This is a genomic window from Williamsia sp. z34 (assembly GCF_059553395.1).
Window position 1 is genome coordinate 36,807 of record NZ_JCANWW010000007.1, and the last position, 22,938, is coordinate 59,744.

The 22,938-nt window shown below is 62.5% G+C and carries 21 protein-coding genes and 1 pseudogene; 12 read left to right on the forward strand and 10 right to left on the reverse strand.

Annotation, left to right across the window (positions count from 1 at the left end):
• Positions 1–295: 295 nt before the first annotated feature.
• From AC51GT_RS17865 to AC51GT_RS17885, 5 genes are all read right to left on the reverse strand, one after another.
• Positions 296–1,300 carry an LEM-3-like GIY-YIG domain-containing protein gene (locus AC51GT_RS17865; protein ID WP_496329631.1) on the reverse strand — a complete coding sequence of 335 codons (1,005 nt, stop codon included), beginning with the start codon at positions 1,298–1,300 and terminating at the stop codon, positions 296–298.
• Positions 1,301–1,365: 65 nt separating this feature from the next.
• Positions 1,366–1,992 (reverse strand): uracil-DNA glycosylase, encoded by a 627-nt coding sequence (locus tag AC51GT_RS17870; RefSeq protein ID WP_496329632.1) that lies wholly within the window; start codon positions 1,990–1,992, stop codon positions 1,366–1,368.
• A 36-nt stretch (positions 1,993–2,028) separates the two neighbouring features.
• Positions 2,029–3,336, reverse strand: coding sequence for a hypothetical protein (locus AC51GT_RS17875; protein ID WP_496329633.1), 1,308 nt, complete (start codon positions 3,334–3,336; stop codon positions 2,029–2,031).
• 1,040 nt (positions 3,337–4,376) lie between these two features.
• Entirely contained in the window at positions 4,377–5,540 is a 1,164-nt protein-coding gene (locus tag AC51GT_RS17880) for a hypothetical protein (protein WP_496329634.1), read from the reverse strand.
• Positions 5,541–5,581: 41 nt separating this feature from the next.
• Positions 5,582–5,881 (reverse strand): hypothetical protein, encoded by a 300-nt coding sequence (locus tag AC51GT_RS17885; RefSeq protein ID WP_496329635.1) that lies wholly within the window; start codon positions 5,879–5,881, stop codon positions 5,582–5,584.
• Positions 5,882–6,311: 430 nt separating this feature from the next.
• Here AC51GT_RS17885 and AC51GT_RS17890 point away from each other — a divergent pair, with 430 nt between their 5' ends.
• The 4 genes from AC51GT_RS17890 to AC51GT_RS17905 all read left to right on the forward strand — a co-directional run bounded on the left by AC51GT_RS17890 (position 6,312) and on the right by AC51GT_RS17905 (position 11,190).
• Positions 6,312–6,572 carry a LuxR C-terminal-related transcriptional regulator gene (locus AC51GT_RS17890; protein WP_496329636.1) on the forward strand — a complete coding sequence of 87 codons (261 nt, stop codon included), beginning with the start codon at positions 6,312–6,314 and terminating at the stop codon, positions 6,570–6,572.
• 116 nt (positions 6,573–6,688) lie between these two features.
• Positions 6,689–7,318: a hypothetical protein gene (locus AC51GT_RS17895; RefSeq protein WP_496329637.1), complete on the forward strand. Its 630-nt coding sequence runs from the start codon at positions 6,689–6,691 to the stop codon at positions 7,316–7,318.
• Positions 7,319–7,556: 238 nt separating this feature from the next.
• Complete coding sequence (locus tag AC51GT_RS17900) at positions 7,557–8,855, forward strand: lipase family protein (protein ID WP_496329638.1); 1,299 nt, start codon at positions 7,557–7,559, stop codon at positions 8,853–8,855.
• A gap of 154 nt (positions 8,856–9,009) precedes the next feature.
• Complete coding sequence (locus AC51GT_RS17905) at positions 9,010–11,190, forward strand: molybdopterin-containing oxidoreductase family protein (RefSeq protein WP_496329639.1); 2,181 nt, start codon at positions 9,010–9,012, stop codon at positions 11,188–11,190.
• Positions 11,191–11,320: 130 nt separating this feature from the next.
• Here the strand turns inward: AC51GT_RS17905 and AC51GT_RS17910 are convergent, their stop codons facing one another.
• Complete coding sequence (locus tag AC51GT_RS17910) at positions 11,321–11,872, reverse strand: MmpS family transport accessory protein (protein WP_496329640.1); 552 nt, start codon at positions 11,870–11,872, stop codon at positions 11,321–11,323.
• Between the two features lie 190 nt (positions 11,873–12,062).
• Entirely contained in the window at positions 12,063–13,229 is a 1,167-nt protein-coding gene (locus AC51GT_RS17915; RefSeq protein ID WP_496329641.1) for a GmrSD restriction endonuclease domain-containing protein, read from the reverse strand.
• 326 nt (positions 13,230–13,555) lie between these two features.
• Here AC51GT_RS17915 and AC51GT_RS17920 point away from each other — a divergent pair.
• Both AC51GT_RS17920 and AC51GT_RS17925 read left to right on the forward strand, forming a co-directional pair.
• A pseudogene (locus AC51GT_RS17920) lies at positions 13,556–13,887 on the forward strand (TerD family protein); the annotation flags it as partial.
• A gap of 29 nt (positions 13,888–13,916) precedes the next feature.
• Complete coding sequence (locus AC51GT_RS17925; protein ID WP_496329809.1) at positions 13,917–14,192, forward strand: GIY-YIG nuclease family protein; 276 nt, start codon at positions 13,917–13,919, stop codon at positions 14,190–14,192.
• A 39-nt stretch (positions 14,193–14,231) separates the two neighbouring features.
• Here the strand turns inward: AC51GT_RS17925 and AC51GT_RS17930 are convergent, their stop codons facing one another.
• Positions 14,232–14,450 carry a hypothetical protein gene (locus tag AC51GT_RS17930; protein ID WP_496329815.1) on the reverse strand — a complete coding sequence of 73 codons (219 nt, stop codon included), beginning with the start codon at positions 14,448–14,450 and terminating at the stop codon, positions 14,232–14,234.
• A 46-nt stretch (positions 14,451–14,496) separates the two neighbouring features.
• Entirely contained in the window at positions 14,497–15,447 is a 951-nt protein-coding gene (locus tag AC51GT_RS17935; protein WP_496329642.1) for a DUF808 domain-containing protein, read from the reverse strand.
• Positions 15,448–15,778: 331 nt separating this feature from the next.
• On the opposite strand from AC51GT_RS17935, the gene AC51GT_RS17940 reads away from it, so the two are divergent.
• The 4 genes from AC51GT_RS17940 to AC51GT_RS17955 all read left to right on the forward strand — a co-directional run bounded on the left by AC51GT_RS17940 (position 15,779) and on the right by AC51GT_RS17955 (position 19,070).
• A complete protein-coding gene (locus AC51GT_RS17940; RefSeq protein ID WP_496327007.1) occupies positions 15,779–16,432 on the forward strand; it encodes a response regulator in 654 nt (217 codons plus the stop codon).
• Positions 16,399–17,613, forward strand: a complete 1,215-nt coding sequence (locus AC51GT_RS17945; protein WP_496329643.1) for a sensor histidine kinase — start codon at positions 16,399–16,401, stop codon at positions 17,611–17,613. Before AC51GT_RS17940 ends, AC51GT_RS17945 begins: the two co-directional genes overlap by 34 nt.
• Complete coding sequence (locus AC51GT_RS17950; RefSeq protein ID WP_496329644.1) at positions 17,610–18,647, forward strand: DUF8320 family protein; 1,038 nt, start codon at positions 17,610–17,612, stop codon at positions 18,645–18,647. The genes AC51GT_RS17945 and AC51GT_RS17950 overlap by 4 nt, the downstream gene beginning before the upstream one ends.
• A 165-nt stretch (positions 18,648–18,812) precedes the next feature.
• Complete coding sequence (locus tag AC51GT_RS17955) at positions 18,813–19,070, forward strand: LuxR C-terminal-related transcriptional regulator (protein ID WP_496327010.1); 258 nt, start codon at positions 18,813–18,815, stop codon at positions 19,068–19,070.
• Positions 19,071–19,073: 3 nt separating this feature from the next.
• Here the strand turns inward: AC51GT_RS17955 and AC51GT_RS17960 are convergent, their stop codons facing one another.
• Positions 19,074–21,077, reverse strand: a complete 2,004-nt coding sequence (locus AC51GT_RS17960; RefSeq protein ID WP_496327011.1) for an OPT family oligopeptide transporter — start codon at positions 21,075–21,077, stop codon at positions 19,074–19,076.
• Between the two features lie 452 nt (positions 21,078–21,529).
• On the opposite strand from AC51GT_RS17960, the gene AC51GT_RS17965 reads away from it, so the two are divergent.
• Together AC51GT_RS17965 and AC51GT_RS17970 are read left to right on the forward strand one after the other, a co-directional pair.
• A complete protein-coding gene (locus AC51GT_RS17965; protein WP_496329645.1) occupies positions 21,530–22,255 on the forward strand; it encodes a DUF8548 family protein in 726 nt (241 codons plus the stop codon).
• Positions 22,256–22,640: 385 nt separating this feature from the next.
• Positions 22,641–22,895 (forward strand): LuxR C-terminal-related transcriptional regulator, encoded by a 255-nt coding sequence (locus tag AC51GT_RS17970; RefSeq protein ID WP_496327013.1) that lies wholly within the window; start codon positions 22,641–22,643, stop codon positions 22,893–22,895.
• Positions 22,896–22,938: the final 43 nt, after the last annotated feature.

Genomic DNA, 22,938 nt, shown 5'->3' on the forward strand with positions numbered 1-22,938 from the left:
TGGCCGAGATGGGAGCCGAGTGTCCAGGCGCGACGATGCGATCGCGGTTGGCGATCCTGAAATCGCTAGACGGCGAGAGCCATACGGCGCAGATCGAGTTCACGTGGAACCAACTTAGTGCGTGTTGCCATCACCACGCCTACGAGTTGTCGCCGACGGCTGTTGAAGTCCGGATGTTGTGCGAAAGCGTATCTCGACTGTTAGCGGTGCTCGCGGGTTCCTGAGGTGCTGGCAGAAGGACGTTTGGCTAGAAGAACGAGTGCTTGTTTCTTTCGGGTTGAGCAACTCGAACAGGCTATTTTGGATTCGGCGCGGGATATGGATGCCACCCGTGTTGCCGCCAAGAATGGTTGGGTCGCGCTTCGCGAACATCCCGCAGACTCTTTCCTTTGAACACCGCTTCTAGTGCGTCATCCGGTTGACCGGTGTATTGCCAACAGTTTTTGATTTTTCGGCCAGAGTCATTGCGTGCCGGCTTCCACGCTTCGACTCTATGGACTGCGCGGACTACATCGTCGGCGAAGACGATTATTGGAAGGCCACGGATCTGTCTCATGTCGTAGCCTGCGCGCCACGCGGCTCTGGACCACCGGTAGATATCTTCAGGCGTTGCCTGGAGATTGGCTGCGGCGTTGACTTTGATGAGGGCGCACGGGATCGGCAGTGCGGGTGCAGGCTGGGCCGAGTAGTGGTGGATCAGGTCTTCGACCCTGCTCATGCCGAATGCTGTCTTCTTGTGTCCCGCGACGACATTTGTGAGGTCGGCGTTGTTCAGTTGGAGTGCGTCGATCAGGGTTTGCTCGACAGCGAACGCGACTTCGTCCGCGGAGTCCGACTTCTCGAGATGGTGTCTGATAACCCAGTGTTCGACGGTGTTTCCACTGTCGAAGATCCGACGAATACGCTCATTTTTGGCGGTGACTGTTTCGGGAGAGTCGTCGTTTCCCAACGCTTCAGATGGATTGGACGTGACGACATAATTTCCGATTGCTGCCCAAACATGTTGGTAGATACGGTTGCCGCGGCCTTTCCCGACGTAGAAGACTTCTTGCGTAGACGCGTCGCGGAGGGCGTACACGTAGACGCCGAGGTGAGGTATCGCTTCCGCTGGTATGGCCGTTGGAAGAACACTTCCTTGCGCCTCGCCGTGAGTGGCCGCAGGTTCCTCGCCGTTACCGTCGAGTTGCAGTGAATAGACATCGGGCAAGGCATCGCCAACCTTAGGTGCTGCCGTGCCAGGCAGTGACGTGTAGACGATTTGAATGTCGCCTTCTTCGTAGTCCCAACGGTTCTGTGCCATTCTGCTTCTTCCAGGTCGTTGCTGATATCGAGAGTGGTTGTGGTTGGGTTCAATTCCACAACGTGCTAATCACCGCGAAGCAGCGTTGCCGCCTGCTCGATCGAGGATTCGAATCGGTCTCGTCCGCCAGGTGAGTTCAGGCCCCGAGCTGAGCAATGAGGGATCTTGCTTGGCAGAACGAATAATTCGCGGTCGACTGCCGCGCGGTCCCACCCATCACGTGCGGCCACGCCAAGGAGCAGAACGAATTCGAGGTTCGGGCATAGGTCTACGAGTTCGCGCGTCCAGTGTGCGGCTTTTGTTCGTTCGGCATATGTCGAGCCACCATTTTGGGCGTCGGCAACGGGGAAAGGAACGACGTTCCAGTGCACTACGTCAGACCATGACACGTTGTGTCGCGCATAGGCTTCTCTGCAGTTGCGGGCGGTCCGGTCGTTGTTGTCCAGACTCAGCAGTCCCGACCCGGTGCCGGCCTCTGCTTTGGTAGACGGATTGTCGAGCAGGACCAGGAGTCGAGCGTTGACTCCGCCTTGATCGGGATCGACGTACGGCACGTGACCGCGTGGAAGACTCAGCGTGTCGGCAATCGTGTCGGCGAGACGGTTCAACTCGGCGACGTGCGGCTCGCGAATCCGCGATAGCTTGGCAGCGACGATCGCAGGATCTGCGTTGCGGCCGTTTGGCATTCTCATACCTCTGCTCTAGGTCGTACAACAACTGGGATACGTCTAAGCAACAAGCGCAGGGAGGACGACAACCGATCCGTCCGTGCTACGCGCGATGTCGATGGTGACATCGGATTGCACCGGGGTGTCATTGACGCCATTTCCCAAATCGCGCAACCGATAGGAGGTGCGCAGCAGCAGATCGACGTCGCCCCCCGAGAACATGAAGTCGCGAACACCGTGGGAGCGATCTAGTTGGAGCTTTGACAGTCCCGTAAGCACTGACGCCATCCTCGATTCCAGCTCGTTGACACGCTTTTGGTCGTGCTTGAGGGTCCGCGTGAAGCTCTCGAATGGGTTGTCTTGATCCATCTGAGCGTGCTCGACCGCCTGGAGAACGATGACCCGCTTCTTCAAAGCGATGGCGAGTTCAGCGAGTTCGAGGTGAGCATAGAACTCCCCGGCTTCCTCGTCGATTCCATTGAATGCCCGGCGCAACGGCTTGAGTTCGGCGCGGCCGTCTTGCAGGGTTGCAAGGCCCCTTTCCCAATTGCTCAGACGCGCTTCTGCATCGGCCAGCGCACTGCTGATGGCGTGAACAGCGGAGTCGAGCCCGATCGACGCGCCAATACGTCCTTGGTCGAGCAAGATTCCGGTGGCTTTGTCGATTGCGTCGCGGCATCCGTTGAGTGCGCTGCGCTCGTGCTGGAGCGCGTCGTCGTTCAGCTTCTCCAACAGTTCAGTGATCTTTTCGAGTGCCTGTTGACGTTTATGGTCCGCGTGCGCGCTGACGCCGACTGCAACGGCCATCAAGACCAGCGGAGCAGCGACTGTGAGCGCTCCTGCGCCGGCTGCTGCGACGCCGACAGTGGCCGCTGACCCACCCGCAGCTCCGGCTGCCGCGGCTTGGCCGGCGACCGGAACAAACGTCGCCTGAGCGGCGATGCCTGAGGATCCGACGAGGGCGCTGTGTACGCCACCGGTAACTGCCTTCGAGGCCATCGGCTTCACGAGCCCGCCGCCGACCTGCGCTGCAACCTTCGCCGGCACAACCATCCGATACAGGGCTTCGCCGCCGGCGCTAATGGTCGTAGCAGAGCCTGATTTTGACGTCTGGCTGATCAACTGCGAGAGGTGTGTGGCCAGCGGACTTGCGCTGTCAAGGTGGATGCCTCGGTTGCGGTCAAAGGTCGTCGGCAGAGGGTGTGCCTCAAGAGTTGCTATTGGTGCGTCGGCGAGGGCTGCCAGAACGGTCCGCAGCTCGGAGAGCCGCTCCGGTGTCATGGACTCATCACCCGTGAGCACGGGCACCGTGACGTCCCGGGTGGCCAGGGTCCAGACCGGCACAATGTTCTTGTCGTTGTCGACCACTTTAGAGTCCTTCTCGTAATTGTGAAGCTCACCATTTCAGGCCTGCGGCAGATGTCGCCGGCTCGAGTAGTCCGGGCCAACCCTCGTACGATGGCAGCGCGATCCGTTGTTGCTATCGGGCTTTTTGTCCGACACTGGATCCGCCAGATTCGATCCTGCAGAGTCTATTTGAGCTACGTCAGACGGCAGGCGCCGAGTCGATTCAGCCACTAGATCACGGCTTCGGACCAACCAATAGAATCTGTTTAGCGGATTGCGTGATTTCCAAAGACCCATACCGTAGCGAACTAGACAGATCGGATGCCGAACGGACGCTGTGGTACCGGAGGCGGTGTAGCTTCCACTGTGGCACTCAGCTCGGGCCACTATGAGGTGGGGTGTGACAATTCTGCGCCAGTCGGCCGTTCTGCTCAATCATGCGATCGAACTGACATCGGGTGGAAGGAAATCGGCAGTCGCGTCGCGCATCTGGGCTTACATGTCGAACGTACTCCACGATATGAGTGTCTGGCCGGGCTCGCATTCCGGGATCACGAAGAGGTACCGATACTTGGCGCCGTCGCTAATCTCGTCCTTGCTGATGAACCCTGTGAGCCCATCGGGGCGGACATCCTCGACACAATCGGACGGGATGCTGTCACACGTTGACGTGGGGCCGTAGTTCGAAGGTGTCAATGGCTCTGTGGCGTACTGATGTACGTACGTGCGCCATTGCTGGCTCGGCATCAGGAATGACAATCGTGAACAACCGCCTTGGATGCGGATCCGGTCGTAGGTGGCCGAAACCTCAGTTGCGTCCGCTGGGATCTCGACGCGAGACTCGTCTGTCGCGGCGTCGGCGATTTGCTGCGGACTGCGGTGATACCACGCAAAAAAGGAGGCCGTAGCGAGAATGACGAGCAGGAGAATCGCCGCCGGGATGAGAACGCGTTTCCGCCGGAATACCGATCGGCTAGCAGGCGGGGTGAGTGGATGCATGTCTCAATTTCGTTTCGAATGTTGGTTGGGCGCGAATCTCCTGTGTGCGTGCACTATCCCTCTCACGGCCATGTTGTTGCCCGCAGGCCGGAAGTTCCGACGGTATCGAATGTGTTGGCCCAGCCGGCTCGATTGAGATTGTTGAGGTCCGAATACTGAGAACTGGGACTCTTCCCTGTGGAATCCCAATTGTAGAAATCGTAAATGCTGGTCTGGTACGACAAGTCGTAGCTGCCGTCAGCCGTCGGTGTTGCAACCCCACTGGACTGATACGAGTAGGTCCCTAGCGATGCATTCCAATCGGGGTTGCTCGTCAGGCTCGGCCGGTACGAGCTGTCATATTCACCTTGGAACGCGATTGGTCCCATGTATCCCGCGGGGAGGTCGGTCTTCGCTGCATCGAATTGAATGCGGGCTTGCTCAGCCGATTCCGTCTTGAATGCCGGCATGTCTTTGAGCATCTGGTTGACACTTACTTGGTAGTCGGTCCCTGAGTTATCGAAGTAGTGGTTCAGGAGTGCCGACGATTGCGCAGTGGCGGGAGAAGTCGCCCACGAACCTGATTCGGCGATTGTGCGGAGCTGTTGCAGGCTGACTTGGTCCAGCAACCCCGGGTCCCAAGTGTCGTAGGAATCTGGCCCTGACCCGTCTTTGTTTGCCTTGTCTTTCGGTCCGAGAGGTTTGGGTGGTGGAGGCGGAATCCGCGGTGAGAATGGACGCCCGGCCGCGGTGTTGCCCATCAGAGCGTTGGTTATCTGCCAATCGTAGAATTGTCCCGCACAGTCTGCGGATCCGAGTTGCGTCGTGAGCTTGCGTTGAAGGTCCCGCCGCTCGATCTCCAGCTTCGCCATCCATGCGCTGAAGAGAGCTTCGTCGCAATTGCTTCGGATCTGCAACTGGGACGCGTAGAGGGCGGTGATAGCGACGGTGCCGTCATCCGACACTGAGAACTTCACCTTGTTGCCAGGGTCGTCGACGAGGCCTAATACGCTGTCGCGAAGCAACTTCAGCTGCACGGCTGCTGTGTCGATGATGTCGGCGGTGGCCTGTAGCCGTTGGGCTTTCTGCTTCAAAGTCTCGGACTTTGCGTTGGCCTCGAGGGCCGCTTCGTCACGTGCTTCGCCTTGCCAGTCGGTCGAGATCCCCTGAAGTCGGTTCATCAAAGTCAATGCGCTCGTGTGCAGGGTGGTTGCACTGGTTCGTAGGTCCGTGGCCATGGAGCCCATGTCTCCGACTCTCCAGTTACGTATCTGCGAGATTAGTACGGTCACGTCAAGCGGGATCTGGATAGGTCGGTGAAGGACCGTTCGTTATCCGATTCGTGTCGCGCAACGGTATCCGCAGTCGACTTCAATGCGGTACCGAAATCGTCGCACTCCTTGGCCAGTGCTTGCATCTCAAGATGCTGGTCGTGAGCGTGCGTGGCGAGACCTTTGACCAGGTCGGTGCCTTCGCACGCGTACGAGCCATGCATGAACGACGAGTCAAGGCGCACCCCAGCGACAACGTCAGCGATCTTCCAAACGTCTTTCGCGTACTCATGCACCACAGCGGGATCTATCCGCATTATTCCCCCCTTGCTGCCCCCCGGCAATGTCGAACTGTTGAGAGCCTATCCCAAGAAGATTTCGTGGAGAGTGTAGAACCTGGAGGGTGTCGCTTGCATGGTCCATCGGGGGACATGCCATCTGATGACGGCGTTTCGACGATCGCCGTTGCGTCCTGTCAATTCGTCGACGGCAGGCCCAAGCGGCTGATGCGGATGTCATGGCACGTGGACATCGGGCACCTCCCTCTGACGTGTGTGGGCCAGGGTAGAGAAGATGTCTGACAATTCCCGTCAATCGCCCTAACCGCTCGATCACGCGTTCGAAATGACACGCATGGAAGTAAATATCCAGCCGCGCAACGGATTTCGTTGTCAGACCTTTCCTCTACTTTCTCGTCGTAGATGGCAGTCAACTCCGACTGTCTGCGAGGGAGGGATTGGATCCGTGATGGACACAATGGATGAGGCAGGTGCCCGGACCACCGGGCCGAGATTGAGTGGCCGTGAGATCGAGGTCCTGCGGACCTGGTTGATCTGCGACAGCAAAGAGGAAGTCGGCCGCTCGCTGTTCATCGGCGCTGCGACGGTCAACACCCACATCTCGCGCATCCGCGGGAAGTACGAGGCCGTCGGCCGGCCCGCCAATACCAAGGCCGCGCTGCTGGCGCGGGCCTTGCAGGACGGCCTCATCACCATCGATGAGCTCTGACTCCTGTGGATGATCTGTACGACTACTACGCCGCCGACGCACCTCGTCTGAGGCGGCGTCCGATCCTGTCGGGGGTGTCGAGTCGATGGTTCGGTAAGAGCGCGGCCGCTGTGTGCGTGGTCGGCGCGTTGGTCGCGGCATCGATCGTGCACATCGGGCTTCTCCTCGGCGGTGTAATCATGGCCGCGGCTCTTCTCGCGGGCGGAGGGCGGCTCCGACAGCGCGTGCAGAATGAACGGGATTCGCACAGAAGGGCTTTGGTGGCGTCCGGCCAACTGGTCACCCAGAACGAGGTGGCGGACTGCGACAAGAAGGACCGCAAGTTCGTGGACAAGGCACGATTGGCGGTCGAGGTGATCACCTTCTCGAATGCTGCCGCCGAGCGATGGTTGGGCGACGTTGACTTCGGGGCGGATCTGTTCTGGATCGCTTCTTCGGCTGTGCAGGCAAGTGCAATGCAGGAACTGGTCGACAAACTGAAGCAGTCCCGTCGCGCGTCGGACAAACAAGCCGCGGCAGACGGCAAGCAGTGGCTGGATGCCCGTCGCAAGCAGCTCGATGAGCGGGTAAAGCTCCTCGAGGATGCCGCGAAACACGCACGCTCCGTTGACGTGAGCCTTGTTCGGCAACAGGAGACCGCCGCGCGACTGGCCCTGCGCGATGCCGAAACTGTTCGTATGGCGGCGCTCCGCGCGCGGTTGGTAGGAGCCCACGAGCACCGGCAGCTCAAACGATCCCGGACCTGAGGCCGTGGAGGCGATCCGGGCCCGAGCGGAGGCCTTCCACGATGTCGAGGCCATCAACAGTCGGATGGCCGACGAGCCCATTGGCAACGGAGGCGGGTTCGGCGGGTGGCTACGGAGGCTCGTCGGGCGGTCGTGAACATACCGATCCGAGTGACGATCTCTGTGCCCACGTAATTGCCCGGACACCATGTCCGTGAAACTGGTCCTCGTGCACGTCGGACCTGGTAATTTCCGCAGAATGGCACCCACCGTCGCACGCCTTCACCACCTGCTGCTCAGTGTTTTGGCGGTGATGATTCTCGCCGCGGTAACCATGCTCGGCGGAGTGGGAAGTGCAGCCGCGGCGCCGGGACCTGCGTTTTACCAGCCGCCTGTCGATATCTCGGAGAGCCCGGGAAGCATTCTTCGGTCCGAACCGTCGCCGCTGGCGTTCAGTGCCCCGGCCGACGGTGGAGCCTTCCCGGCGACCGGCACCCGCATCATGTACGCCAGCACCGACATCAACGGTGCACCGACCGCCGTCACCGGCACCTACTTCGAGCCGGCCATTCCCTGGGCTGAGCCAGGCCCGCGACCGATCATCGCCGTCGCCGTCGGCACCCACGGTCAAGGCGATCAATGCGCACCGTCGCGGCTGTTCAACTCCGTCATCCAGTACGGCGGTGGACTCGACGTGATGGTGCAGTACGAGATTGCTGCGATCTACGCGGCGGTCGCGCAGGGAATCCCGGTGGTGGTCACGGACTACCAAGGCCTGGGTACCCCCTCGGTGCACGGGTACCTCAACCGGGTGGGCCAGGCCCATGCGGTGCTCGACGCGGCCCGGGCGGCCATCGACTTGAAATCCCTGCCGGGCAACACGCCGGTCGGGATGTGGGGCTACTCGCAGGGCGGGGGAGCGGTCGCCGGCGCCGCCGAGTTGCAAGCCCAGTACGCGCCCGAGCTCAACGTCCGCGGAACCTACGCCGGCGCCCCGCCCGTGGACCCGCTCAAGACCCTGGCGCTCGCTGAAGGTGGAATCCTCACAGGTGCTGTCGGATACGCGCTCAACGGTGTCTACGCCGACTATCCCGAGGCCCGTCCCGAACTTGACCGGGTGCTCAACAGTGCGGGAAAGTCGCTGTTGCGGGAAACTGCGAACCAGTGCGTGCCGGAAACGCTGGCGCGGTACGCGTTCCAGCGAACGAACGCGTGGACGAGTAGTGGTCGCGCGCTGGGTGACGTGGCCACTGCCAGCCCGGTCCTCAAGCCCATCTTCGACCAGCAGCGCATCGGCAGCCTGACGCCCGACGCGCCGATTCTCATCGTGGCGTCCGACAATGACGACGTGGTGCCGTGGAGTAGTTCACGTGACGTCGCCCGGGATTGGTGTGGCCGGGGTGCGACGGTACAGTTCACCACCTTCCCGCTGCCGCCAATACTCCCGGGAACCGCTGCAGGACACGGTATCCCGGGGTTCTTCGGTATCCCGACCGCGCTCGGTTGGATGATCGACCGGTTCACGGGGGTACCCCAGCAACGGTGTGTCATCGCCTGACCCGGTCATCGCAACATCCTCCGAGCGTCGGTTTCACCGCCTACTCGGTGGCCGACAAGCTGAATTAATAATCAATTCACGTCGGTGCAACATGGGGCGCGCTTACTGAAAGGGTCATTGTTCACTCTCCAAACGCCCTTGGAGGACAGCCACCATGACTCTGGGAACCGATGCCGATTCGTTGACCGGGAAAAACCTCACCATCGTGCGTGGGGCGTGTCCGCACGATTGTCCCGACACCTGCGCCATGCTCTATCACGTCGAAGACGGCAAACTCGTTGATGTCAAAGGGGATAAGGACCACCCGATGACCCGAGGTGGGCTTTGTGTCAAGCTCAAGAATTTCCCCGAACATCACTACCAGTCCGACCGGTTGATGCACCCGATGCGCCGCGTCGGCCCCAAGGGGGCCGGCGAGTTCGAACGCATCACCTGGGACGAAGCGCTGGCGGAGATCAAAGAGCGGTGGACGTCGATCATCGACGAATACGGTAGCCAGGCGATCATGCCGCACGCGTACCTCGGACACCAAGGAGTGCTCAACGGCCTGACGTCGGGCGATGCCTTCTTCAACCGGATGGGCTCGACGGTGGCGGAGAAGACGTACTGCGAGTCCGGTTCGTCCACCGCCTGGCACATGACGGTCGGTGGTACCGGCGGCCTCGACATCGAATCGATGGCCCACTCGAAATACATCATCGTGTGGGGCATGAACATGACCAGCACGAATCTGCACGGCTGGCCGTTTCTACTCGAAGCCCGCCAGAACAGCGGCGCCAAGATCGTCGTCATCGACCCGGTCCGCACCCGCACTGCGCGACAGGCTGATTGGCATATACCGATCAAACCCGGTACCGATGGCGCACTTGCGATGGGTCTGATCAATGAGATCATCACGCAGGGCTTGACGGACACGGACTACGTCGAGAAGTACACCGTCGGCTACGACGAGCTCGCGGAACGGGCGGCGAAGTACACACCCGAGTACGTCGCAGAGATCACCGGAATCCCCGCCGATGACATCCGAACCCTCGCACGCGAATACGCGACGAGTCAGCCCGCCGCGATCCGTCAAGGTGTTGCACTCGAGCGTAGCCGCGGAGGAGGTCAGGCGATTCGTGCGATCACCTGCCTGCCGGCGTTGGTCGGTGCCTGGCGGCATGTTGGTGGCGGCACGATGGAGATGCCGATCTGGGAGTTCCCGACGAAGTTCGACGCCATCTGTATGCCGCAGTGGATTCCCGAAGGGACCCGCGTCATCAACGAACTCGACCTCGGCATGGCGCTGACCGGCGAGATGGAACTCGACCCGCCGCTCAAGTCGCTGTTCGTTTACAACTCGAACCCGGTGTCGCAGGGTCCGGCGCAGAACAAGACGATGCAGGGTCTGATGCGCGACGACCTGTTCACCGTCGTCAGTGAACACTTCATCACCGATACCGCCAAGTTCGCCGACATCATCCTCCCGGCGACCATGCAGGCGGAACAACTCGACATCATGGTCACCTGGGGCCACCTCTACATCTCGCTCAACCAACCGGCCATCGAAGCGCCGGGGGAGTGCGTGCCCAACGTCGAACTGTTCCGGCGACTCGCGAAAACCATGGGCTACATGGATTCCTACTGGGACCGCACCGACGAACAAATGCTCATCGATTTCCACGACTGGGACGCACCGGCCCTGGAGGGCATCACGTTCGAAAAGCTCAAAGAGGTCGGCTGGATGCGACTCAACGTCGGAATGCCCGACGTCCGGGCACCGCACGCGGAAGGGAACTTCCCCACACCGTCGGGCAAGTGCGAGTTCAAAGCAAGTCTTGCTGAAGGCGGCAACTTTGTTGTCCCGGTGTGGCGTTCGATGTATGAGGGGATGCAACAGGGTGGTTACGTCGATCCGTTACCCGACTACATACCGCCCTTCGAATCAGTCGCGTCGAATCCTGAGCTCGCCGCGAAATACCCGCTGAGCATTGTGTCGCCGAAGCCGCACGCGTTCCTCAACAGTCAGTACGGCAATGCCGCGGACAAGCAGGTCGCCCAGGGTGAGCAGCTGGTGTTCATTCACCCGGCCGACGCCGCGGAACGCGGCATCGACGCGGGCGACTTCGTGCGGGTCTTCAACGACCGGGGCATGTTCCAGGGGCCGGCGGCCATGGAACCAAATCTGCTGCCGGGATTGGTGATGGCCAACGTGGGCCACTGGCAGAACAAGTGCTCCGGATCGACGGTGAATTCGATTACCGCGGACAAGCATTCAACCCTGGGCAATGCTGGGGTCTACTCGGACAATTTGGTGGACGTGGAGAAGGTGGACCTGCCGGCAGTGGCGGTATAGCGGCCGATACGCGGCATCATCGACGAAGTGAACCGGACGCCGGGGTGGTTGTCCTCCCGGCAGTCGGCGGTTACCCACGATTCGAGGCCAGCCGGCACCAACAGCTGATGACGGCCGGCCCGATGCGAAATCAGTCGGTATCAGCGTCTCCTGAGCAACTTGCTGTCGCTCCTGGGCCGGACGAGGTGTTGGTGACGATCACAGTGTCGCCCCGCTTGATGGTGCATGTGATGCTTCCCTGGCTGTCGAAACCATTCGACGCGATAAGTGAAACGGACTTGAGGAGACCTGTGATGTCGACCTGCTTTGACCAAGGAATCTGAATGTCGGTCTCTTGCGCAGTATCTAGGTCCCCGGTGGTGTAGGTCGCCGACCCGCCGGGACCGTCACCGGAGATCTCGTAGGTTACCTGGACGACCTCTTTCGAATCCTTGTCGATTTCGTTCGCTACCCCGCCAATCAGAGCCGCGCAGCTGGCAATGCCGGCGATGATCACGATGAAGATGGCGAGCAAAATCCATGGCCACTTCTTCCGCTTCTTCGGGGGCTGCTGCGGAGGGTAGTAACCGCCACCCTGCTGGGGATACGGCTGCTGCGAATAGGGCTGCCCACCCTGATTCGGGTTGTATTGCCCACCCTGATAGGGATTGGGCTGTCCGGGGTTCTGGGGCTGGTCTGACATCGAAAAGGTGCCTCTCGCGTGATGTGGTGGTACTAGGAAAGGGAAACCGTATGGTTTCCTGGCTTCTTTATGGGATCTGTAATGCTCTCCGCTGCAACGGATGTCCCGCCGAAATTGCTTTCGTCGGTGTCTGGCCTGTCAATTCGAGATCATGTGGGGGAGGTGGGTACCTGTTGAAAGGGCCATCCGGTCACGTCTCGCAGGCCACGCCGTCACCATCGCGGTCGAGCTTGCTGCTGTAACCGGGCTGTCCCGCGTAGATCGGAGCTGCGCCGGCAGCGCGCACGGCGGCACAGTTCGCATAGGAGACCGACGGTGTGTCGATGACCGCTGGTGGCGTGTATACCGGCTCCGGAGGCGGCGTGTACGCGGGCGCCGGTGGCGGGGTGTACGCGGGCGTCGGCGGCGGGGTGTTCGCCGGGCGAACCGCCGCGGGTGTGGAGGTCCTGGGAAGAGGAGTCGCGGTTTCTGTTTTGGCGACAGCGGGAGCCTCTGGCATCGCGGCACCGCAGGTGCTGAGAACGCGCGCAATGGCGTCCTTCTCGGCCTGCGTGACCCACAGTTGGTATTCGGACTTCACGTCCACCTGTCGGGACACGTACGTACAGCGGTACGCCTTGCTGGGCGGCAACCAGGTGGCGGCGTCGCCGTCGCTCTTCTGCTGGTTGGTGGGGCCGTCGGTGGCCTGCAGGTTGCGTGGATCGTTGGCGAAGTCGATGCGCTGGGCGGGCGTGAGTTGCTGGGCGCCCTTCTGCCAGGCGTCCGACAACGCCACCACGTGATCGACCTGGACGGCACTCGAGGTGTCCTGGCCGCGGAGGAAGTTGATCGATGTGGCCGTGTACGGGTCAGCGAGCACGCCCGACTGCACCGCGCACCCACGTGAACCCGCCTTGTAAACAATTGCGGTCAGATCGCGGCGCAGGATGTCGTTGCGGGTGTCGCACCCGTTGCGTCCGCCTTCGACGCTCACGGCATCGGTCCAGGCGTCGCCGAATTGGCCTCGGTCGTACCCGGTCTTCGGCGCGCGGCCTTTGACCTCCAGAGCGTTCAGCTTGGTCATCGCCCTGTTGGCCCCGGAAGCGTTGTTCACCTGCGCGATGGGCGTCGCGACCGGGAGCGGCTTCTCGGTGGGGGTGGTGGTCGTCGTCGTGGTTGTCGTGCTCAGGGGCGCGGGGGCTTTGTCGGCGACGGAGGTCGGCTTATCGTCTCCGGTCACCGCGCCGATGGCACCGAACGCCACCAGTGCCGCCACCAACCCGCCGGCAATCCACGGCCACTTGCGCTTCTTTGTGCGTTGCGGCGGGCCGGACGGTGGGCGGTCCCAGTTGGAGGGCATGGCGAAGGGATCAGGCATAGGGGAGGGGTGGCCTTTCGGGGCGTGCGCCGTCGGAGGGGATCGACGGCATTCATACAGATATAGCCACCCGGGCCCTGAGTGTTACAGACGCACACCCTGATTCCCGCCAGCGTGGTCGCTGAAATGTGTCCTGACTTCTCGATACGCGCGCGAGGTTGTTCCGGGTTGACGTCGAATTCAATTGCTGCGGATCGGCATTCAGTGCTGTGCCTTTTCCGGGATGTCGGGGGCAGCGCGCTAATGTCAAGTGCAGCAATGGGAAAAGGGAACTCCGCCTTGTCCATCGTTCGGACTACACGTGGAGAATGAGCTGTAGGAAGAATATGTCGGTCAGCCTGGGTAAAGGCGGAAACGTCTTTCTGAGCAAGCAGGCTCCAAACTTGACGGCAGCCGGTGTCGGTCTCGGTTGGGATGTCAGGACGCCTCCGGGGTCGACTTCGACCTGGACGCGAGCGACCTTGCTGTCGATCCGAATCGGAAGGTGCTGAGCGACTCCTTCTTTGTGTTCTATATCAACCGCACCTCACCAGATGGGGCGATCGAGCACACCGGGGACAATCGAACAGGGGAGGGCGACGGTGACGATGAGCTGATGAATATTGATCTGCGTGCATTGACGCCGGGAGTGCAGTCGATCGTCTTCCCGGTCAACATCGGACGCTGCGAAAGTCTCTGGGCTGCCTGCTGGCTGATGAACTCAGGCGGGTTGGGCTCAGCGAGCGCTTCATGTTCGGCAGCGGGGAGGCAACGCTGTCGGAGTGGATGGCACGCAATGCACTGGTCTCGTGGATCACGCACCCAAAGCCCTGGCTACTCGAGGATGAACTGATCGAAACCCTCGACTTGCCTCTCAACATCGAGGGCGCCGACAACTCGTTCACGGCGACCTTGAAGGCTGTGCGGCGGTCGGCTGTGGCAAAAGCTCAGGAGCTGCCGGTACTGCCTCCGGTCAACGGTTAGGGCCTGATGCTCCAAGCCGAAACCCGGTAAAGCCCGGCGCTACGGAGAGTGCGTCGTACTACTCAGAACTGCGATGACCACCCCAGCGATGGTCAGTACCCCGACGACCGATGCCATGATCCAGGCCAGTCGACGACGATGTCGCCGGGCAGCGTTGATGCCGACGCCGATGCTGATCAGGATTGCCATGGAGTACAGCGAGATCCCTAGGGTCAAAGCTTCGGGCGAGATCTCCAGGGCGGTGGCGCGTTCAGTCACGAACCCCAGTAGAACATTCGTCCCGACCGGTCTTTCCGGCGAGCTGTCAGTGAGCTGCCGTGGCCTTCTTGCGCTTGGGGATCACATGCATGATCGCCACGATGATGGCGCCGACGACCAGGCCGACGAGCGCCGACGCGGTGGTCCCGCCTATCCAGGACAGCACGCCGCCGAACCAGCCGTGGACGAGTTCCTCCGCCCAGTGTTCGAGGTGGTGCAGTTGGTCGGCGGGCCAGTGGAAGCCGGCCTCGCCGATGTTGATCAGCAGGATGTGCCCGCCGACCCACAGCATCGCCGCGATGCCGACGACGGTCAGCGTGGTCATCAGCTTCGGCATGGCCGAGACGAGTCCGCGGCCGACCCGCTGGCTCAGCGTCGATTTGCGTCCGGCCAACGCCAGACCCACGTCGTCCATCTTCACGATCAGCGCCACCACGCCGTAGACCAGCGCGGTGATCAGGAATGCGACGGCGATGAGGACCAGCAGACGCGTCACGAACGGTTCGTCTTCCACCGAGGACAGCGAGATCACCATGATCTCGGCCGAAAGAATTAAGTCGGTGCGGATGGCGCCGTTGACCATCGTCTTCTCGAACTCTGGGCCGCGTTCGGCGGCCGGCTCGTCGTCAGCGCCGTGGTGGCCGGCGAAGGCCTCGTAGACCTTCTCGGCGCCCTCATAACAGAGGAACAGGCCACCGGCGATCAGCAGATACGGCAGGGCCGCGGGGAGGAACTGGCTCAGCAGCATGGCTACCGGCAGGATGATCAGCAGCTTGTTGCGGATCGATCCGATCGCGATCTTGCCGACGATGGGCAGCTCGCGGGCCGGGGAGAACCCGTGAACGTAGCGCGGGGTGACCGCAGTGTCGTCGACGACGACACCTGCAGCCTTGACACTTGCTTTACCTGCTGCGGCCGCGACGTCATCCAGGGTCGCCGCAGCGGCCCGGGTGATCGCAGCGACGTCATCCAGCAGTGCGACGAGACCGCCGGCCACAGGTACCTCCTCGGTATGGGTATTCCTTCTCCCGAAGGATACGGCGTCGACGACTGTGGTCGCGGTTTGGCGTATCCGAATCCCCTGCCATCTGCTGAGGGCGAGGTGCAGAATGCCGCCCGACGAAGTCGCCAGTACGCATTTGGCATCAGCGATCCACGTGTTCGCATTACAAAACCAAACGTCCTTTCGTGAGACGGTCTTGTGGATGGCCTTGTGGCAGGAGGGATTCAAGGGCAGAGATACTACTACCGGGTAACCGATCCCGGTGCGCACCAGGTGAGTTCGTAGGTCAGAATGTGGGCATGCGAGTTCATGGCCGGTGGCGCCGGTGACCGATCGCGGTGTTTTGCGGGTGGGTGTGATCGACGACCATGAGTCCGTGGTGGAGGGGTTGCGGGCGATCATCGAGGAGGGCACGGACATGGCCTTCGTCGGTGGCGCGGAGACGGTCGATGAGTTGCTGCAGTCGACCTCCGATATCGGACTGGTGATCCTGGACCTGCGATTGTCCGACGGCTCGTCACCCCATTCGAACGTCACCCGGTTACGCGAAGCCAACATCGAAGCGCTGGTGTACACCTCCGGCGACGAACCGTTCCTGGTGCGGGAAGCCGCTTCGGCGGGTGTGCTCGGGGTGATCCGGAAGTCGGCGCGCAAAGCCGAGATCCAGGAGGCGATCCGGACGGCCGGTGCGGGACGGCAAGTGGCGTCCGTCGATTGGGCCGCCGCGCTGGATTCGGACCCCGGCTTCGTCGACCTGCCGCCCCGGTTGCGGCAGGTACTCGAACTGTATGCGTCGGGGGAGCCGACGGTGCGGGTGGCGAAGGAGACCGGTCTGTCGCCCGAAACGGTCAGCGACTACGTCGACCGGATCCGCAAGAAGTATCGGGACGCGGGACGGCCCGCACCCACCAAAACCGACCTGTACAAACGAGCGATTGAGGACGGATGGCTACCGATTCCGCGCCGCTTCCGGCGGTAGCTTCCGCGCTCGGGGACGAAGCCAAACCCGCCGGACAGCGCATCCTGCAACAGTTCTCACTGTTTGTCGGCGGTGGCTACCTTTTTTATCTCGTGCTGGTGATCCCCAACATCGGGGAGTCCATGGACGTCATGGCCGGGTGGTGGACGGTCACCGCGATCATGCTGATCTTCGGCTCCGGACTCGCCATGGGAGCCCGCGCGATGCGGAGCAGTGCGCCTGTCCTACGCAGAACCGCGTCGGCGGCAGCGATTGCCTACGTGGTGGCTTTGGCTCTCTGGCCCTTGGGCTGGGACGGAGTGCTCTTGGTCAGCGAACGGGGGATGTGGTTCTCCCAATTCAGTGGACTTCCGGCGATCGTCGCCGCAGCGGCGTGGCGGGCGCGGTGGGCGTTTGCCTACCTGGTCGGGGTCACCGTGGTGGTCCAGCTGATCAACCACGAGGTCCGGGTGCCCGAGTTCAACGGCCCGGTGATCCCCGAGATCGCGTGGGCTTTCGCCTTCTGCCTGATCCCGTTCTCCGCCGCGGTGATGGCCATCAGGACCGCCGCGATCCTCGACGCGACGCGTGAATCGGCCTATGCGGCAGCGGCGGAAGCGGCCGCGTCACAGGCCAGAGCATTGGAACGAACCCGGTTTGACGCACTGACCCACGACGGTGTGATGTCGACACTGCTCGGCGCCGCCCGCCAGGGTGCTTCGCAGCGCCTCGCCGAGCAGGCCAAACGCACCCTGGCCGACATGGACGGATTCCATAAACAACCGACGGATGACGACGTCCTTCCGGCCAACGCCGCAGTTGCTCAATTGCGCGGCGCGGTCGTCGATGCCGATCCAACCATCGCGGCGAAGGTCACGAAAAGCGTTGACGCCCAGACATATCCGGCGAATGTGGTGCTGACCATCGCGGCAGCGACCACCGAAGCGGTGCGCAACAGTGTGACCCATGCCGGCCCGGATGCGACCCGAAATGTCGCCGCGCGCTTCGAAGCCGACTCCATCGAGGTGGACATCAGTGATGACGGCGTCGGATTCGATCTCCGTGCGGTGCCGCCGCAGCGTCTGGGACTTGCGGTCAGTATTCGGGGTCGGATGTCGGTGCTGGACGGCGGTCGTGTCACCGTGGAGTCAAAACCCGGGCACGGTACGCGGATTGCCCTGCACTGGACGCGACCGCAATGATCAGCCGGTCACAAGCGCAGGCACCTCGGGACATCACCGCGATCCTCGGGATGCACACGCCGGCGGCCAAAGGTGTTGTCGCGGTGTACATCGTCGCCATCACCATCGTCGCCATCGAAACCCGGCAGGGAATCAGTTCATTTTGGCCGGTCGCCGTGGGCGTGGTGGTGCTCGCGGCGGGCACCATCGCCCTGATCACCGTGCCGGGAGACCCGCTGCCCATGCCGCTGACCTGGGCCCTGGCCGCGGCCGGACCGATCGCGTCCGCGCTGATGCTCTCGGTGATGCCGGTTCCGTTCGAGGTGCCGCTGCAGGGGTGGACGCACGGCGCGGGCACAACGATTCTGTGTTTCATGGCGGTGCGCGGACGCTGGATCAGCGCCTGGTGGGGGCTGCTCGGGATGGCGCTGGTGTACGGACTCTGGGCCACGTTCACCGACCAGGGTTTCCTGTTCGGTGCCGGGATGGTGGTCATCGACGCCGGGCCACTGGCGATGGCGACCCTGCTGTCGTTCACGCTGCGCCCCAACGGTAAAGCCGTGTTCGCCCTGCGTGATGCCGCCACCGCGCGGATCGCGGCGCTCTCGGCGGCCCGTGCGGCCACCGAAGAACGGGATGCCCGTCTGCGTCAGCTCGACGAGATGGCCAGACCGCTGCTGGAACGCATCGCGACCGCCGAAGAGTTCACCCCGCAAGAGGCGGCCACCTATGAACTCGTCGAGGCGAACCTGCGGGACCGCCTGCGGGCACCCGCACTGACGAGCCCCGAGATCGATGCGTCGGCGCGGCTGGCCCGGGCCCGTGGCGTCGAGGTGATCCTCATCGACGATCACGGGATGGACGCGACGCCCGCCGATATCAGGGAGGTGCTGCGGGCTCGGATCATCGAAACCCTGCGCGATGCTCACGACGGCGAGATCTGTGTGCGAATCCTGCCCCCGGCACGATTGGCGCTGGCCTCGATCTACGTGCATGACCGCGCCGGAACCCGGCGGATCACCTTCGACCACACCGGGGTCGAAGCCCAGACCTAGCGGGGGGCCGGCGCCGCCGAAGCCCTTTTCGATGCCCCGATTTGTACGGCCCCCCACTCGGGGGACCCCGCAAGACGCGTCTGGTGCGGCCGTCGTCGGCGACATTAATTTCGGGTACACCCCGCCGGTCAATCCGCCGCCGGACACCGAAGATTGGAATCACCCGTGGACACGATCGCAGTTGCCCTACCCGCGACCAGACCGTCCCTGAGCGCGCGCGAGATCGAAGTGCTGCGTGCCTGGCTCGTCTGCGACACCAAAGACGCGGCGGCGCGCACCCTGTTCATCTCCGGCGCCACGGTCAACACCCACATCACGCGGATCCGCGACAAGTACGACGCCGCGGGACGACCGGCGGTGACCAAGGCGATACTGCTCGCGCGTGCCCTCCAGGACGGTCACATCACCGTCGACGAGCTCTGAACGTCAGTCTTTGGTGACCGTGGCGTCCTTGAGCGGGCGCGCGACCTGCTGCGTCCACTTGTACAGCCAGGCGATGACACCGACAAAGGCGAGGACACCCAGGATCTCGGCCCAGCTGCTGAAGCTGTCGCCGACAACGGCCAGCGGGCTCTCGTCGCCGGTGGCCGCGACGATGCCGGCGAACAGCACACCGAACAGGCTCTCGCCGACGATCAGACCGGTGGCCAGGAGCACGCCCATCCGCTTCTTGCGTTCGACGTTGCCGCCGGTCCTAACGGCCCACCGGTTGTAGATCGTGCCGAGGATGGCACCGATCGGGATGACCAGGGTCAGCGCGATCGGCAGGTACATGCCCATACCGACGGCCAGCGGCGGCAGGCTGAGCTTGCTGGAGGACCGCGACAGGATCTCGTCGACGATGATGACACCGACGCCGATCAGGGCGCCGAGACCGATGAGGTTCCAGTCGAGGTCGCTGCCGAAGACACCTTCGGCCAGGGACGAGATCAGCGCGGCCTGCGGGGCGGCGAGTGCGTCGTCGCCGGCGCCGGGTGCACCGGCGAAACCGAAGGCCGTGTTCATCAGCCCGAGGATCGGCGGGATGATCGCCGACCCGAACAGCACGCCGATGATCAGCGCGACCTGCTGCTTCCAGGGCGTGGCACCCACCAGTTGACCCGTTTTGAGGTCCTGCAGGTTGTCGTTGGAAATGGTGGCGACACCGAACACCACCGCGGTCACGAACAGCGTGAAGGCGATCAGCGCGGTGTTCTGCGCGTCGTCGGCGTCGCCGTAGACCATCTTGATCAGCAACGCGGCGAGGATGGCGACCAGGATGCCGACACCCGAGATCGGGCTGTTGGACGAACCGATGAGGCCGGCCATGTAGCCGCAGACCGCTGCGACCACGAGGCCGATGACGAAGACGAAGATGATGCTGACGGCGATGATGCCGGTGGCGGTGCCGTGCAGGGCGGTGTTGTGGATGAAGTCCCAGAGCAGCAAACCGATCGGAACCAGGGCCACCAGGATCACACCCGCAACCATGGTGATCGGGATGTCCTGCTCGGTCAGGTCGACCTTGTCGCCCTTACGCCGCGCCCGCGCCGAGACCATCGAGTTCTGGATGCCTCGCAGGATCGGGCCGATGATCTTGAGCAGCGTCCAGATCGCGGCGATCGCGATGGCGCCGGCACCGACGAAACGGACGTCGGAGGAGAAGATGCTGCTGACGCCATCGAGCAGCGACTCACCGGCGGGGAGATTGCCGTTGGTCTGGATGGGGAGCAGGATGCCGAACGAGATGACCAGGCCGACGAGCATGGCGATACCGACGGTGAGTCCCACCAGGTGTCCGACACCGATCAGGGCCAGCGACAGGCTCGCGCCCCACATGGTTCCGCCCGCGCCGACCTTGATGGCACCGGCGAGGGAGCTGCTGATGACCTTCAGCGCCGCGACCAGGGAGAACCCGGCGGCCGCGAGCGCGCCCACCACGATGATCCGCATACCGCCGCGGTTTTCTTCGACGCCTGCGGTGGAGTCGCCGACCTTCAACACCTCGGCGGCGGCCACACCTTCGGGATAGGGCAGATCGGATCCCGTCACCAGTGCCCGCCGTAGCGGGATGGAGTACATGACGCCGAGGATGCCGCCGATCGCACACAGCGCCACGGTGATCCAGTAGGGAAATCCGGTCCACCAGCCGACCATGATGAGGCCGGGCAACACGAAGATGATGGCCGAGAGGGTGCCTGCCGCCGACGCGATCGTCTGGACGATGTTGTTCTCGACCACGGTGTGGTTGGCGAAATTGCGCAGGATGCTCATCGAGATGACGGCCGCCGGGATGGCGGTGGCGAAGGTGAGTCCGACCTTCAAGCCGAGATAGACGTTCGCGGCTGTGAATACGAGAGTGATCAGACCACCGAGGATGATCCCTCTCAGCGTCAGCTCGCGCAGACCGGACGACTTCGTACGCGTTGCCGTCACATCATCTGTGGACATTTGCGGCTACCCCTCACACCAAATGGGTTCGTTGATCGATCACCCGCCGCGATCCGACGGTGGTCGTTGACCTTGACACTCTATGTGTCAACGTTATGTCTGATCGTTGCACCCCGCATTCACGGTCGCGGATGTATTTCAGCTCACATGTCGGGTGGGCTGTCACCGATCCGCCGGTTGCGCCGTCGTGGCCGAGATCGGGTCGAACCTGCAGCTGAGACGACCTAGGGATTCGTCGACCACGTCGTTCGCGGATTGGACCACTGAAAGCCTGTTGCAGGAATTCGATCGATTCGCGGGCGAGCCGCAGCGGGGTGCGGTGGCTGGTCCGATTTGGCGCCGTTTCATCTCGGGCAGGCGAGGACGAACGGTCTCCGGGCTGTCGGTGCCCGGCGATACGGTGCGCCCACGAGTCGCCCATGGGGATGGGCGACGACAGCAAGGGGGAAACAATGTCTGCAGGGGTGGAATCTCGTGTCGGTGCGCTCGCGAGCGCGTGTGAACGAGAATTGGGAGATCCGGCGGGATGGATCACGCCGCGCGAATATCCGAAAGCGTTGGCGCTGTGCATCATCGACGCCATCTATTCGACGGGTGCGCGTCACGTGACGGTTGAGAACATCTTTGAGCGGTACGGCATCTACCGGGCCGCGCAGGGCGGTGACATCACGCGTGACGGAGCGCCCGAACTGCTCCGGACGTTTCACGAGTTGGGGGACGCGTCGGAGTGGGCATCCACGATCGGCAATCGAAGGCCGACATCGTCGACGCCCGGTGCGCCGCTGAAAGCGCAGGCGGTCAAAGAGGCAGCGGGCCGATCTGTCGACCTCGGGATCGAGACCACCGCTGACCTGCGCGATGTGGCCGATTCGGATGCCCTCGACGCGGTCAAGAAATCGTGGCTGGCGGTGCCGGGTCAGCGCTCGGGTGTCACCTGGGCGTATGTACTGACCCTCGCAGGAGTCCCTGCCGTGAAGGTCGATCGTGTGATCGTGAACCATGTCGCGCGTGTTCTGGAGATCCCCGTCGACGAGGTGACGCCCGCGGTGGCGAGCGAACTCATCAGAGACGTCGCGATACAGAAGCACTGGAACGTTCTCCATACCGAACACGCGATCTGGCGTCTGGGATCCAAACGTCCGGTACGCGAACCCGTCCTCCCGGTATCGACTGAGTAGCGAGTTGCTCTCGCGCACCGGTCGGCCGTTCGGATCGCTCGGTGCGCGAGGTCGGCTTTTGAGATCTCAAAAGTGATGTGGGGCAAGGGGCTTGTCCGGACAGGAATGATCGGTTTCTGGCTACGGATATGAATGGCGAAGTCACGCTTGTTGATTCGTGGTGTCACGGGGGTGAGTCGCAGACTATCCGCGCGGCCGCGGACCGCAAGATCAACGGAGCCAGCAGCTTTGGGCAACGATATTTTTGTTGTGAACAATGCCCCCCGTTCGGGGGGCATTGAAAAGGCTGGCTGGATGTTGTCGGACTGTGCCACTAGCTTTAGTGGGAGACAGGCAGTCAAACCCCTCGGCTGTCGAACGAAAGATCGGATCGAAAATGTTCACGATGAATCAGGCGACCGCCGAGATACTGGCCAGGCCGAGCTTGAGTGCGCGGGAGATTGAGGTCCTTCGTGCGTGGCTGCTGTGCGACTCGAAGGATGTCGCTGCCCGCACGCTGTTCATCTCCTCGGCAACCGTGAACACCCATATCGCGCGGATCCGCGACAAATACGACGCGGTCGGTCGATCGGCCACGTCGAAGACCTCGCTGCTGGCACGCGCGCTCCAGGACGGCCTCATCACGGTTGAGGAACTCTGAGTACTGCTTGAAACACCGCCAACTTCGGCCCGCTGAGGACCGA

Excerpts from the sequence above, each read along its gene's own strand:
- AC51GT_RS17865 (WP_496329631.1), bottom strand. The coding sequence starts at position 1,300 with ATGGCACAGAACCGTTGGGACTACGAAGAAGGCGACATTCAAATCGTC.
- AC51GT_RS17870 (WP_496329632.1), bottom strand. The coding sequence starts at position 1,992 with ATGAGAATGCCAAACGGCCGCAACGCAGATCCTGCGATCGTCGCTGCC.
- AC51GT_RS17880 (WP_496329634.1), bottom strand. The coding sequence starts at position 5,540 with ATGGGCTCCATGGCCACGGACCTACGAACCAGTGCAACCACCCTGCAC.
- AC51GT_RS17885 (WP_496329635.1), bottom strand. The coding sequence starts at position 5,881 with ATGCGGATAGATCCCGCTGTGGTGCATGAGTACGCGAAAGACGTTTGG.
- AC51GT_RS17890 (WP_496329636.1), top strand. The coding sequence starts at position 6,312 with ATGGACACAATGGATGAGGCAGGTGCCCGGACCACCGGGCCGAGATTG.
- AC51GT_RS17900 (WP_496329638.1), top strand. The coding sequence starts at position 7,557 with ATGGCACCCACCGTCGCACGCCTTCACCACCTGCTGCTCAGTGTTTTG.
- AC51GT_RS17905 (WP_496329639.1), top strand. The coding sequence starts at position 9,010 with ATGACTCTGGGAACCGATGCCGATTCGTTGACCGGGAAAAACCTCACC.
- AC51GT_RS17910 (WP_496329640.1), bottom strand. The coding sequence starts at position 11,872 with ATGTCAGACCAGCCCCAGAACCCCGGACAGCCCAATCCCTATCAGGGT.
- AC51GT_RS17915 (WP_496329641.1), bottom strand. The coding sequence starts at position 13,229 with ATGCCTGATCCCTTCGCCATGCCCTCCAACTGGGACCGCCCACCGTCC.
- AC51GT_RS17945 (WP_496329643.1), top strand. The coding sequence starts at position 16,399 with ATGGCTACCGATTCCGCGCCGCTTCCGGCGGTAGCTTCCGCGCTCGGG.
- AC51GT_RS17950 (WP_496329644.1), top strand. The coding sequence starts at position 17,610 with ATGATCAGCCGGTCACAAGCGCAGGCACCTCGGGACATCACCGCGATC.
- AC51GT_RS17960 (WP_496327011.1), bottom strand. The coding sequence starts at position 21,077 with ATGTCCACAGATGATGTGACGGCAACGCGTACGAAGTCGTCCGGTCTG.
- AC51GT_RS17965 (WP_496329645.1), top strand. The coding sequence starts at position 21,530 with ATGTCTGCAGGGGTGGAATCTCGTGTCGGTGCGCTCGCGAGCGCGTGT.
- AC51GT_RS17970 (WP_496327013.1), top strand. The coding sequence starts at position 22,641 with ATGAATCAGGCGACCGCCGAGATACTGGCCAGGCCGAGCTTGAGTGCG.